Here is a 14,150-nt window from a genome sequence, read left to right as displayed (position 1 = left end):
GTCAGTGATTTCGAAGGGGAAATAGTGGTGGATGCTCGTGTTTTGCGAATCGGTTTGACATCGCTGCTTTTGGCGGCGGTGTTTTTGGGGAGTGTCATTCCCCCAGCCGTTCAGCATGCGCACGAGGGTCATGATCAAAATCCCACCTCAAGTGTGACATCTCAAGATGTCTCTCACACCCATACTCATCAACATCCGCACCATCATTCGGCTCAGCCATCGACCGATGAGGAATTCCCGAACCGTCATATACACCTGAGCGTGTTTGGATGGGATGTGACTTGGCCTTCAGGTAACATGCCACATGAGTCGCTTCCCGGATCAAAAAGCTTGTGCGGTCCGGGTGAGTATTTGGTTCGTCTTGTGGATGGCGATTCGATTTTGGTGGCCGTTCACGTGGTCGAGTGGCTCAAGTTCGATTTACCTTGTTTCACGTGCTGCGTAAACACTGCACGACACATTGCCACGCCTTCATTCGACGCGAATCCCCCCGATTCACCGCTGTTGTGCGATCGCGCGCGTGGTGAACGGTCGGGTGTGCAGTTGATCTAAATCTCTCTTTGCCAATTGCTTTTGGCATCCCAGCGTCTTGCTTCTTCGCTGGTTTTTTTCCATGTCGTTTTCGGCGTTGACCTACGCTGCGCCGGTCGCATAACGACTCGACTTTTGTCGTGATGTAACCCGCTCTCGTCATGTTATGACTGGTGGCGGCACCAATACGTCGCTTTCCCATACTCAATTCTTCGCAAGGATGTGGGGGAGGTACGAATGTGCAAATTCATTTCGGTATTGCTTGCGCTTACCGTCTCGGTGTCCGTCGGATGTTCTTCGCCACCTGTTTTGAATGGCAAAGTGACGGGGCCGATTGAGACATTGACCCGGTATCAGCCGGTCGCTTATTCGGAAGGCGAGACCGACAAGTCTGTTGAGTCAGACAGGCCGAAATCGGAGATGGCTGTTCCTGAAGAATTGGCACCCGTGTCTTCCGAAACCGTCATGGTCTTTGAAGTGACGAGTTTGCCGGAATTGGTGAACTTGACCGTGGAGAGCCATCCGCGACTTGGGGACGTCAGTTGGGCGGTCAACGCAGCAAAAGGCCAAGCCTTCCAAGCCGGGCTTTATCCGAATCCATCTGTCGACCTCACCGGTAATGAACTGGGTGATCGCACCGGGCCGGGAGGAATTTGGAGCCTGTTTGCCAGTCAGGAAATTGTCACTGCGAACAAACTCGAACTGAGCGAAGCGGCCAGACTCAAAGAGGTCGATCAAGCATCATTGACGGTCATCAGCGAGCAATACCGCCTGCTGACCGATATCCGTCAGGCATTCTTTGAAGCGTTGACGCTACAGCGTCGGGCCGAAATTCTCACGAACCTTGTCCAGCTGGCTGAAGAGTCGGTTTCCAACGCCAACGAGTTAATGAAGGCAAAAGAAGCCGCCGAACTCGATGTCGTGCAATTGGAAGTGGACCTCGAACGATATCGAGCAGACTTGCAAGCGACTCGGCAAGCCTTGCCAGGGGTGTATCAAAAACTCGCTGCGAGCGTTGGCCGACATGACCTACCCATCTCCAAACTGGTCGGGGATTTGGAAACCCAGCTGCCCAATTACGATCTCGACGAAGTTCGGTGGTACGTCCTGGGAATTCATCCTGAAATCCGGTCGGCACAAATTGGGGTCGAACAAGCGCGTCTGGAGTTGTGCCGAGCGGAAGTCGAACCCATTCCGAACGTCACCGTGGGGGCGGGTTACACGCACCAGAGTCAAAACCGTTCGGAGGACTGGGATATCGGTGTGAGCTTACCGATTCCGGTCTGGAACAAGAACCAAGGCAACATTCTGACTGCACAATCTCGGGTGCATCGAGCCGCGAATCAGGTCGGCGTGATTGAAAACGAAATCGCCACTCGGTTGTCAGCGGCATTCGCCACGTATTCCGCAGCCCGTGAGCGTTCAGAGCGATACAAAACGGCCATCCTCCCGAAAGCCGAACGCACCTACGAATTGTCGCGTAAGGCGTACCAAGGTGGACAGTTCGAATATCTCCGTGTTCTCCAGGCACAACGGGCCGTGGCAGAAACCAATCTCGAATACATTCGCTCGTTGGGCGAAATGTGGCAATCCGCGAGTCAAATTGCCGGGCTGATGCTCGAAGACCAGTGGCCGCTCGCCCCAGTAGGGCCAGCAAAATAAAGGTGTCCCGCATGAAAACCATCTTACGAATTCTTAAGCCCGTGCTCGTTCTGGCACTGTTTGCTGCCGTGGGTATCGCGGGGTATATGACTCGGGATCGCTGGTTGCCATTTCTGCAACACAAACAGTCTGAAGTGACCGAGACCACGCCATCGAAAGCAGCAAAAGAGTCCGAAACACAAACAAAAATTGTGCTGTCGGATCAGGCGATCGACAATCTCGGACTGACTGCCAAGTCAGTCAAACCGCAAACCTATTGGAAGTCGATTCAAGTTCCCGGGATGGTCATCGATCGGCCTGGTCGAAGTGACCTGGGAGTTGTGTCGCCCGTGGACGGTGTGGTCTCGCAAATCAACAACTTCCCGGGCGATACGGTCCAAGCAGGGGACGTGCTGTATACGATTCGTCTTTTAAGTGAGACGTTGCACCGAACTCAATCCGATCTGTTCAAAGCCACGCAGGATATCGAGCTGGCGGAAGCGACTCGCAAACGGCTGAAGAGCGCGTCCAACGCCTTGCCGGAGTCTCGAATCATTGAGGTCGACAACCAAATCACCCGGCTGCAAGTCTCTGTACGTGCCTATCGGCAAGAACTCGCCACTCGTGGTTTGACGCCGGACCAAATCGATCAGGTCGCACAGGGGGAGTTCGTCCGAGAAATCGACGTGGTTGTGCCTTCGCAACCATCGGAGTCGAACCCACCGAAACCACAGCCCATCATCCAGACAGCCGCGGATGAAACCGAACTGCGTCCAGTCGCCACCTTCGAAGTCGAAGAGTGTGAAGTCGAACTCGGGCATCGTGTGGAGGCCGGACAAGTTTTGTGTCTGCTTGCCAACCATCAGCTGCTCAGTGTGGAAGGCCGAGCATTTCGTGATGAAACTCAGTTGCTCGAACGAAGTGCCAAAGAAGGTTGGCCAGTCGACATCGATTTTCAGGAAAATGAGGCAGCGGATTGGCCGCCGATCGAACAGATATTCCCGATCCGCTACATCGCGAACAATATCGATCCCGTCAATCGCACCTTTGGCTTCCGTATGCCGCTCAAGAATGAATCGCGCGTGGTCCAACACGAAGACGGCGTTCAACTTCTGTGGCGATTCCGACCGGGGCAAAAAGTACGAATCTTAGTGCGGGTCGAACGACTCGATGATGTCTTCGTTCTCCCGTCCGATGCTGTCACCCGTGACCTTGCCGAAGCCTTCGTCTTCACGCAAAACGTCAACACCTTTGAGCGGAAGCCCGTACGAATTCTCGCGGAAGATCGTCTGCACACGGTCATTGCTAACGATGGTTCCGTGATCCCCGGAACGTATGTCGTGCAGAACGGGGCCGCTCAGTTGAACCGCATGACAAAATCGCGAACTGGCAACGATTTGCCCGAAGGCTACCACATTCACGCCGACGGCAGCCTGCACAAAAACGAGAGCGAAGACTAGTGCCTTATTTAAGGCTTTGATTTGGAATACGTGTCAACAAAACCGGCTACGTTGTCGCTCATCACCTACACATCAATGCCAATTCGTTGAGTCAACGCTCGACAAAGAGAATCCCATGTTGAATGCCATTATTCGCCTCGCATTGACTCACCGGACATTAGTAATGGCTGGTTGTGTTGTCGTGCTCGTCTACGGCGGCTATCTGTCGACGACGCTGCCAATCGACGTGTTTCCCGACTTGGACCGTCCACGAATCGTGATTTTGACGGAATGTCCGGGGCTGTCGTCAGAAGAAGTCGAAACACTGGTGACCTACCCGCTTGAAACGGCGGTCTTGGGTGCGAATGGCGTGGAAGATGTTCGCAGCCAATCCAGCCAGGGTATGAACGTCATTTACATCGAATTCGGCTGGGAAACCGATCCGCGTTATGCCCGCCAGATTGTTTCTGAACGACTCGCGAATGTGCCGATGCCGCCAGGGATTCGTCCCATCATGACACCGCAGGCGTCGATCATGGGGCAGATTCTGCATTTCGGAATCCATCGGCGGACTGGTCCACAGGGCGGTCAATTGACCGCGATCGAGCAGACTGGCCTCGTTGCTGAACGGACGATGGCGGACCACAAATCCCAGCTCACCGTTTGGAATCCCACCCAACGCAATGATCTCAAAACCTGGAAAAAAGTTTCGGTCGAAAATGTGAGTTGGGCCGAAGGACAATCAGATCGCCTCGTGATATTCGATTGGAATGGCCGTTCGCATTCAGTGGAGTTTCCGACCGATCTCGAAGACCGAATGGATTTGCGAACGACCGCGGATTGGTTGATTCGGCCCCGTCTGTTGAAGTTGTCCGGCATTGCCGAAGTGATCGTCATGGGCGGTGACACGAAACAATATCAGGTCCTCGTCGATCCGAATCGGCTGCAAGAGTACAACGTCACTTTGCAAGAAGTCGAAGACGCAATTCAAGCGAATAATCTAAACGCCAGTGGTGGGTTTCTGGTCGAAGGTCAGAGCGAACGTTCGGTACGGGTGATCGGTCGGCTGGGACCGCTGCCGGAACAGGTCATCACCGATCTGCAGCAAACACCCGTCAAAATGAATGCCGATCGGGCCGTCTTACTGCATCACGTGGCCCAAATCGTCGAAGGTCCGGCCCCGAAACGTGGCGATGCGAGTATCGATGGTCACCAAGGCGTCGTGATCACCATCGTCAAACAACCCCACGCGGATACACGAAAACTCACCGACACTGTCAAAACAGCCCTTCACGATGCGGAAGCTGCGTTGCCTGCTGATGTCGTGATCAACACCGACTTGTTCCAACTCAAGAACTTCATTGATCGCGGCATTTATTATGTCGAAGAAGCGCTCGTCATCGGGGCCGTCCTCGTGGTGATCGTGTTGTTCCTGTTTTTGCTTAATCTTCGCACCACATTCATCACCCTCACTGCGATTCCATTGTCCTTGGTGATCACCACACTCGTCTTCCGACTCGTCGGCAAAATGACGGGAGCCGAACTATCGGTCAACGTGATGACACTCGGCGGGATTGCGGTCGCCATTGGGGAACTGGTGGATGATGCCATCGTCGATGTCGAGAACATCTTTCGCCGGTTGGGTGAAAACAACTCTAGCCCAAACCCCAAGCCTCCAATTGTGGTGGTTTATTTAGCGAGTATGGAAATTCGCTCGGCCATCATTTTCGGGACCGCGGTCGTGGTCTTGGCCTTCATGCCGCTGTTTGCCTTATCTGGAGTCGAAGGTCGACTGTTTGTGCCACTCGGGGTGGCTTATATCGTTTCAATTCTTGCTTCGCTGCTCGTCTCGCTAACAGTGACACCCGTCTTGTCATATTACTTGTTGCCACAAACGCAGGCGTCACACGAACACAAAGACGGACTCCTGTTGCGTTGCCTCAAATGGATGGCAGGTTTTCTAATCCGGTTCAGCATGCGGCATGCCACCATGTTACTGCTTTTAACTTGGGCGATCGTTGGATTCAGTGTTTGGCAACTCACGCAATTGGGGGCCGACTTCCTACCGAAGTTTGATGAAGGAAGTGTTCAAGTCAACGTGTCACTCCCGGGTGGTTCCTCACTGCAAGCCTCGAACGAAGCATCCACGTTGATCGACGCCGAACTACGAAAGCTACAGAAATCGCCGGACAATCCCGATGGCCCTGTGTTGCACTTCTTCCGGCGAACCGGTCGGGCTGAGTTAGACGAACACGCCCAACCAGTGAACGTCGGCGAATACATCCTCACGATGAACTCCGAAGCCGCCTATGACCGGGATGAGTTCATCGATCAGTTACTTGACGATTTAAGGGCCAACGTGCCGGGCGTGGGTATCGAAGCGGAACAACCGTTGTCGCACTTGATCAGCCACATGCTTTCAGGGGTCAAAGCACAGATCGGGATCAAAATCTACGGGGACGACTTAGACAAATTGCGAGAGTTAGCCGGTGACGTGCGGAATGCCATCCAGGATATTCCCGGGGTGACACCCCCGATTATCGATCCGCAAGAACGGGTGGATGAACTCCATGTCGTGCTGCGTCCCGACGATCTTTCTTTCTACGGGTTGAGCCGGGAGTATGTGGCCGATTTTGTGCAAACGGCCCTCAAAGGGGAAGCCGTCTCACAGGTCTTAGAGGGACAGCGGCGGTTCGATTTGGTGGTCAAACTTGATGAACCATTCCACTCGGACCCTTATAACCTTCGCGAGCTAAGACTCGAATTGCCAGACGGACGCGGCCAGATACGTCTTCGAGAGGTCGCGGATTTCCCGCAGTCTGCGAGTGGTCCCAACGTCATCAATCGGGAAAACGTCAGGCGACGGCAAACAATCCGGTGTAACGTCTCGGGACGTGACATGGAAAGTGCTGTCACCGAGATTGAAAACCGAGTGCGAAATCAAGTCGCAATGCCGACCGGTTACTTTGTCGAGTTTGGTGGGCAGTTCGAGGCTCAACGCTCGGCGACACTGTTGATCACGGTTCTCGCCGGTGTTTCGGTCGCGGGCATCTTTATCGTGTTGATGATGCTCTATCCATCCACCCGGATCACGTTTCAAATTCTCAATGCCATTCCAACCGCATTCATTGGCGGCGTGTTGGCACTCGTAATCACAAACCAATCGCTGACGGTGGCCAGTATGGTCGGCTTCATCTCGCTGAGTGGGATTGCCGTCCGCAATGGCATTCTGCTTGTGACGCACTACTTCCACCTGATGGAAGAAGAAGGCGAGGGTTTCACGGACAGTATGGTTTTGCGTGGCAGCTTGGAACGTTTGGCACCGGTACTGATGACCGCAATTACTGCGGTGATGGGACTGCTGCCGATCGTTGTTGGCGGGCAAAAGCCCGGGCTAGAGATTCTTTATCCGGTCGCAACGGTAATCGTTGGTGGACTCGTGACTTCGACGTTCTGTGAGTTCTTAATCCACCCTGGATTGTTTTGGAAGTTTTCAGGCAAGGATGCCGAGCGTTTGGTTCGCAGTGATAGTTCCGACGAGGAACTGCTGCGGGCAGCGTAACACTACAGGATGTACCACTTGTTTTTATAAGGAAAGGATTGCAGAGATGGTACGCACAAAGATTTTAGGACTGAGCCTTTTGGCCAGCGTGTTCGCATTCGCGGGCTGTTCGGAGAAGACCGAGACGCCCGCAGCAAACCCCGAAGGCCAAGCGGAGACTCATTCCGAAGACTCGCCGGACCATGCCCCGCATGGAACGGGTCCGAACGGAGGAGTGGTGTTCGACTTGGGTAAGTATCATGCGGAGTTCACCGTCGATCACTCGAAAGAAACCGTCATGGTTTTGATCTTGGGAGATGATGAAAAGACAACAACGGCAATTGATGCGGAAGAATTCACGCTGAGCATCAAAGAATCGAATACCGCAGATGGGACAACCGTCGAGCCCATGACGATCACACTCAAACCAGAAGACGCAACCGACGGGAAAGCGTCCAAGTTTGTGGGTAGCGATCCTGGGATTGGCAACGTCGCTGACTTTGAAGGGACCGTCGTTGGCGAGATCGACGGCAAACCATCCCAAGGCGAATTCAAAGAGTAACCGTCTGCCATCGCCAAATCGAACGTGACGAGCAGCCGCCGTCTTGGCAGACAACGGCGGCGGTTGCTTCTTTTGGCATGCTTTCCGCGTTTGGAGATCAAATATGTGGTGGACTGTCACCAAAACTATCATTGCCGCTGTGACTATCACGGCGGTCTCAGAAATATCCAACCGCTCCCCCCGATTGGGAGCACTTCTGCTCACGCTCCCAACGATCAGCATCCTAGCTTTCATTTTCACCTGGACTGGCCAACGGGATTTGACAACGATCTCTCGATTGGGCCGGGAAACCCTCGCCCTGGTACCGCTCGGCCTGCCGTTTTTTCTCCCCTGGCCTACGCTTCGCGTTCGGGGTTGAGCTTCTGGCCCGCATTCATCACTGGTGTGCTGTTGGCATCCGTGACAATCAGCCTGTGGTTCTGGCTAGGGCCAAAGACGACATAGCGTTTTCTTCGGCGTTCGCTCAAATGGTGTTCTACCAAACGAGGAATCTTTAACTACTTCGAAATGCAACCTCAATCGTTCCGGCTTGTCACTAACAGCACACCGCAACAATCGATTTCAATGCTTGCGACGACATCGCAACCTCTTTCCTGCAAACGATTAGTCGAGCATCTCAATGCTATCAGATAAACAACGGCAAGGCATGAACCGGTGGTTCATGCGACGACAGCGAAAACGTGACCTCGTGCGACTCTTGATCAGCAAGCTGACAGGTCGTGGAATCGGCTCGCTACTTTCGAACATACACCCGCGCGACCTAACTCTCGAAGGCTGTGGTGATGACAAACAAAAAATCAGTCCATTCCAAGATGTGAAGTTGCGGAGTGATCGCTTGATACTTCGGGAAGTCAGCATTGATGACATGGAGACTTTAGTGTCACTCTTCCCGACAATCTCCGGGGACAGCAAGAACGTTTTTTGGACGGACCAGTACACCTTGCTGAGAGAAGTGGTCACTACCTACGCGACTTGGGTGATCGTTGACCAAGATCGGAACACAGTGGTCGGATATTGTGGCCTAACAGAGTTGGAAGTCGACGGTCAGACCGAGCACGAAGTCGGCTATCGAATTGGTGAAGCCTACGCGGGACGGGGGTTTGCCACTGAGGCTGCTCGGTTGGTCATGGACTTTGCATTCCAGCATGGACTGACTCGCCTGATTTCGAGCATCCAGCCGACCAACATCGCATCCATTCGAGTCGCAGAGAAGAACGGCATGGTGTTCGAAAAACGGACAACATTCGGCAACGCAGAAGTCGACATCTATGTGGCGAATTCCAACAACGAGCAAGCACTTCGCTGAAAGCTCCAGGGCCTTCGTACTTTCGTTTTGGCTATCGCCGACGCCAATACCTTCCCCAGATTAACTGACCGGCGCATTCCGGCGATTTTCGTGGAAGTATCCACAGAATCGTTGTAATCGTTTCATTCGGTCGTCGTATTGGTCGATCTCATGAGTGGACCGTGCCGCGATTTTCCCCGGAGCCTGTGAGTCAGTTCTATTGCGACTCAAATTCGCGAAAAGACAATGGGCCTGGGATGTTCACTGAGGTTTCACATGCGGGCACATTCAATACGCACGTTTTTCGGTGGAGTGTGTGTTTCATTGACGGTGGGATGCACAACCCCACCGACAGCTCAAACAGATGCGTCATTTGTGATGATCTCGCCGGATCAAGCCGACCGCAATGCGGGTGAAATCAGGCCAGAACTGACAACCAGGCTGCCAATGATCGGCCAAGTCGCTGCTGAAGACCCGGATGCAAATCCCGGCAATGAAAGTGACGCTCACGCCGATCGGAAGATGGAAAACAGTCAAGAACAATCGGCTCCTGAACCAGCACTGGTGGCTGACGACGGTCTTGAGTATTTGGTTCAAATTTCGTTGGACCAAAACCCGCGTTTGGCCCGGCTTTATCAAGAGTATCAAGCCGCCGCCGCTCGGACGCAGTATGCCGACAAACTTCCCGATCCTAAAGTTGGGGCCAATGTCTTCGGGAATGCTCTCGAAACCGCTTCGGGGTCGCAACGAGCGAATTTCAACGTGAGCCAAGTCTTTCCGTGGCTCAGTCGGCTGGATGCCCAACAGCAGCGGGCGTGTCTGGAAGCGCTTGCGATTCAGGCTGAATGGGCTGCTGAACAATTGCGAGTCGTGGCTGGTGTTCGGACGGGCTGGTATCGGCTGTATATCATTGATAAGCAGATCGAAATCGCCGAAGCGAACCAAGAGCTGCTCGAATCGTTGATCGAGGTCGCCAACGCGCGGATCGCTGCCGGGAATGCCTCTCAAGGGGATGTCCTCCTGGGGACGGTTGAACTCTCGAAGCTCGAAGAACGGCTGCTCTCTTATCGACGGCAGCGGCAGGGTGTTGAAGCTGAACTCAATCGGTTGACGGCACAACCGGCTGAGACGCCCATTTCGTCGCCTACTGAACTTGAGATTGAACTGCCGAAGTGGTCGTCAACAGAGATACACGAAGTCGCGTTGCGATCGCAGCCTGAGATCGAAGCCGCTCGGCTACGGACGCAGGCAACCCGTTGGGGCATCGAGGTAGCCCGGTTGCAACGCCGGCCCGAGTTCATGGTTTCTGCCAATTACTTCGTGACTGACGACAATCGTCCGCCAAGCCGCGTTGTCGATGTCGGTGAAGACCCGTTCTCGCTCAGCGTCCAAGTCAGTATTCCGCTTTGGCGGGACGATTATGACGCCATTGAAAACGAGGCGGCTTGGAAGCATCAAGCGGCTCACAGTTCGGTGAGAGAATTGGTCGTGCGCTACAATTCCATGATTCTCGATCTATTGACTGAAGCCCGACGCGCGGACGAGACTGCGGAGCTTTACAAATCCACGATCCTGCCTCAATCCCGTCAGACACTCACGGCGGACCAGGAAGCCTATGTCAACGGAACCGTCGAGTTTGATCGCGTCATTCGAGACTATCGGAATTTGTTGACCCTGGAACTCGGGTACCACAAAGCGATCGGTGACCTTGCAATTGCCATCGCTCGAATTCAGCAAGCCGCCGGGCAAGACCTTCTCTTGCTCCCATCTTCAAGCCAAACTCCCCAGCTTCCGCAACCAGACCCAGTGGAATAGGCGGGCGAAAGAATCGTTGCAACCGTCGCAAAACGGCAAATACGCTGTGTGGCAATTGCCGATGAAGTGACAGGACCGTGCCTCTTTCATAACACTGCAACGCCTCAAAACTGACAGGGTCATCCTTGGTCAGTTCGTCGTTATTGCATACTGAGAGGCTTTCAAATGTCAGAACGTTCCGGGTTTTTGGTTGTCCTCATTTTGACCGCCGTTGCGACAGGAGGATGTGCCACCCAGTCATCAAGGGCTGTTGGGCGTCAAAATGTCGAATCGCTGAATGATCTTGATGAACCATCTCAGTCGGAAGCAGCTGGAGATCACGAGTCGGACGGTCACTCGTTCATCGTGTTGACGCAATTCCAAGCCGACGACGATGTGAATACGGAACTCACTGAAGCCCCGGAAGACGTGGTTCCCCCTCCCAATGCCGTCCTGCACTGGGAACTTGGGGAGTCCGGTGAGGTTGCACCCGGAGAGGTCTATGACCTTTCGACTTTGCTCGAATTGGCGTCCGCCAACAACCCGACGCTGCGTCAGGCGAACCTGCAAATTTCCGGGACGCTCGCCATGGCTCAGCAGGCTGGGTTGTATCCCAATCCGACATTGGCCTACCTCGCCGAAAACATCGGAGTCGACGGAACAGCCGGTGAGTTTCAGGGAGCGGAAATCCAGCAACGATTCGTGACTGCGGACAAGTTGGAGTTGAGTCGCAACAAATATCTGCAACGTGCCAAAGTCGCCGAGCATCTGGCGGTGATGCAACAATTCAAGGTTTGTAATGATGTGCGGCTGCACTATCTGGCGACACTAGAAGCTCAAGCCTTGCTTGAATTGCAGCGGGAACTTCTAAAAACTGCCGAAGACCGACTGGTCACGGTCAAGGAAATGTTCAATCTGGGACAGGCCAACGAGGTCGATGTTCGTAAAACGACAGCCAACTTGCGGCGTCAACAGCTGGATGTTCTGGCTGCGGAAAATCGTGTTCGCCAGCGGTTCCTTGAACTCACCGCTGTTGTTGGCGTTGAGCTGGCGTTTCGTCCGATGGGCGGGCCTCTCGAACGGTGCGGTGCCTTGATCGATTTTGATCAGGCCTATTGCCGGATTCGCAGCGAGAGTCCGGAACTTCTGGCGGCGGTCGCGAAATTGCGAGCGGACCACATCACGCTGCATCGCGAGCGAGTGGAGTGGGTGCCGGACATCGTGGTCGGTGCGGGACCGGGATACAATTTCGACGCCGGTGATTCCGTCGCCAATGCGATGGTTCAGGTCGAGCTTCCACTGTTCGACCGCAACCAGGGGACCATCCGGCAAGCCGAAGCGGACCTTGGACGGCAGCAGTCGGAAATCCGCCGCGTCGAAATGACGCTGCGACGCCGATTGTCAGCGGAGTATAACCAATACATCTCTGCTCTCCAGCGTGTGGAAAACTATGAGTCTGTCGTTCTACCGGAACTGCGACAGGCATACGAGCAAGCCCTGGAAAGCTACAAGGCTGACCGGCAGGATTGGCCCGACGTATTGGATACCCATGTTGAATACACGATGCGACGGATGGAATACACGCAGAGTCTTCGTCAGCTTTGTGCGGCGGAAGTGATGATTTCCGGTTTCTTGCTTCGCGATGGCTTGGACCCCGCTCCGAACCCGACGCCTCCGGGTCACATCGATGCGACCCCGAAACCGAGATGATCGAATCGTTCCGGCTTTGCCAACCATTCTTACGGAGATTCCCATGAGTGAACACCATTCCCAACCTCGTCGCGAGTTTTTGCAAAACGGTCTTATTGCTGCGGCTGCCATCACTGGATCGGACGCCTTACTTCGACCGTCCGTTGTCTCAGCTGCACAACCATCGCGAAGATCGGAACCAGCAAACGTGCCGCCGCATGTCGAAGTGGAGTACGACGGGTTTTCTCGATTTCAGCCAAGTCGAGGCAATGACCCCGATAGTGATTTCTATCTGGGCAAGCTAGTCCCGGGTTTTCGCAAGCCCGAGGACGGTCCAGCGTCGTTCGTCGCGCCGGACCTGGAGAAGTTGGCCTACACCGAACGCAACGGCGTCAAAGAATTTCAGTTAATCGCGCAGCCGGTGACACGCGAGTTTCTGCCCGGGTACCCGATGAAAGTCTGGGGCTTCAACGGCTCAATGCCCGGCCCAACCATCGAGGTCACGCAGGGTGATCGGGTCCGCATTGTCGTCCACAATGAATTGCCCGAAGACACGACGGTCCACTGGCATGGTTTCGAGTTGCCGATTCAACAAGACGGGGCCAGCACACTCACGCAGAACCCGATCAAGCCGGGAAAAAGTTACGTCTACGAATTCGACATCCATGAGGAAGGCACGTTCTTCTACCACACGCACGTCGCTATGCAGGAAGCGTTCGGCATGGTCGGGTGGTTCATCGTGCATCCGAAGAAAGTGTTCAGCCCGCCGGTCGATCGCGACTTCGGTTTGATCTTTCAGAACTTCCACATCAAGCCGAACCAGACCATCAGCGACTCGTGGGCGATGGATTGGAATTGGCACACGATCAACGGTCGTAGCGGGCCATTCACGACACCACTGGTCGTCAAACATGGAGAACGGGTGCGAATTCGCATCATGAATTTCGCACCGATGCAGCATCACCCGATTCACCTGCACGGTCACACTTTCTGGGTGACGGGGCACGAAGGGGCGAGGATTCCCAAGTCCGCTTGGATTCCCCGCAATACGGAACTGATTGCGGTCGCTCAGGCCAGCAGTTTCGAGTTCATTGCCAACAACCCAGGTGACTGGATGTTGCACTGCCACATGACCCATCACATGATGAACCACATGGTCAAGCATGTCGGTCCCCGGTTGCGTCAGGGCGAACAAGTGGACCGGTATCTCGCGAATATCGACTCCCGCCCGTCTGTGGATTTCACTCGGGAAGATCAAGGTTTCGACGTTCCTGGCTATCCGCAGGGTATGAAGGGAATGTCTATGAGTGAGGACTTCATGAAGGCGATTTGGTCCCGCAAAGAAGTCCGAGGAATGCGGGCGACCGCCATGATGTCCGTCAAAGGTTTGATGACAACCTTGCGAGTGCTTCCCGATGATCTCTACGACCGCGTGATGACTTCAGGCGAATCGGTGCCGAAGGGGGCCGTCTTTGAGGAAATTGTCAAACGGTTTGGCAATCCGGCAACGTACCAGAAGGCACCCATGCCGATGATGCACAAGGGACAATAGCCCTTCGACACTTGCGTTCGGCAGCGATCAATCGGAAAAGTCGGCTTGTCCGATCTGAGTTGAGAAGTAGAATACGGGCATCTGATCCGCTGACTGAGCGAACGCAACAAGGCTCC

Annotated in this window: 8 protein-coding genes; all 8 read left to right on the top strand. The window is 54.3% G+C overall.

The genetic code is table 11. The features are described 5' to 3' along the window. Window positions 1-768 precede the first annotated feature (768 nt). Complete coding sequence (locus G6R38_RS07920) at window positions 769-2,193, top strand: TolC family protein (RefSeq protein ID WP_166822521.1); 1,425 nt, start codon at window positions 769-771, stop codon at window positions 2,191-2,193. Between the two features lie 11 nt (window positions 2,194-2,204). Next, the gene (locus G6R38_RS07915) at window positions 2,205-3,632 is read left to right on the top strand and encodes an efflux RND transporter periplasmic adaptor subunit (RefSeq protein ID WP_166822518.1); all 1,428 of its coding nucleotides are present in this window, start codon (window positions 2,205-2,207) and stop codon (window positions 3,630-3,632) included. 115 nt (window positions 3,633-3,747) lie between these two features. Next, window positions 3,748-7,173, top strand: coding sequence for an efflux RND transporter permease subunit (locus tag G6R38_RS07910; protein ID WP_166822515.1), 3,426 nt, complete (start codon window positions 3,748-3,750; stop codon window positions 7,171-7,173). Window positions 7,174-7,219: 46 nt separating this feature from the next. Continuing rightward, a complete protein-coding gene (locus tag G6R38_RS07905) occupies window positions 7,220-7,714 on the top strand; it encodes a hypothetical protein (RefSeq protein ID WP_166822512.1) in 495 nt (164 codons plus the stop codon). Between the two features lie 619 nt (window positions 7,715-8,333). Then, on the top strand, window positions 8,334-9,020 hold the full coding sequence (locus tag G6R38_RS07900; protein WP_166822509.1) for a GNAT family N-acetyltransferase: 687 nt from the start codon (window positions 8,334-8,336) through the stop codon (window positions 9,018-9,020). 255 nt (window positions 9,021-9,275) lie between these two features. Continuing rightward, complete coding sequence (locus G6R38_RS07895) at window positions 9,276-10,814, top strand: TolC family protein (RefSeq protein WP_166822506.1); 1,539 nt, start codon at window positions 9,276-9,278, stop codon at window positions 10,812-10,814. A 165-nt stretch (window positions 10,815-10,979) separates the two neighbouring features. Next, window positions 10,980-12,503, top strand: coding sequence for a TolC family protein (locus tag G6R38_RS07890; protein ID WP_166822503.1), 1,524 nt, complete (start codon window positions 10,980-10,982; stop codon window positions 12,501-12,503). A 43-nt stretch (window positions 12,504-12,546) separates the two neighbouring features. Next, a complete protein-coding gene (locus tag G6R38_RS07885) occupies window positions 12,547-14,034 on the top strand; it encodes a copper oxidase (protein WP_166822500.1) in 1,488 nt (495 codons plus the stop codon). Window positions 14,035-14,150: the final 116 nt, after the last annotated feature.

The organism is Thalassoroseus pseudoceratinae (genome assembly GCF_011634775.1).
Classification (GTDB): Bacteria; Planctomycetota; Planctomycetia; order Planctomycetales; family Planctomycetaceae; genus Thalassoroseus; species Thalassoroseus pseudoceratinae.
This window is presented reverse-complemented; position numbering and strand designations above follow the sequence as displayed.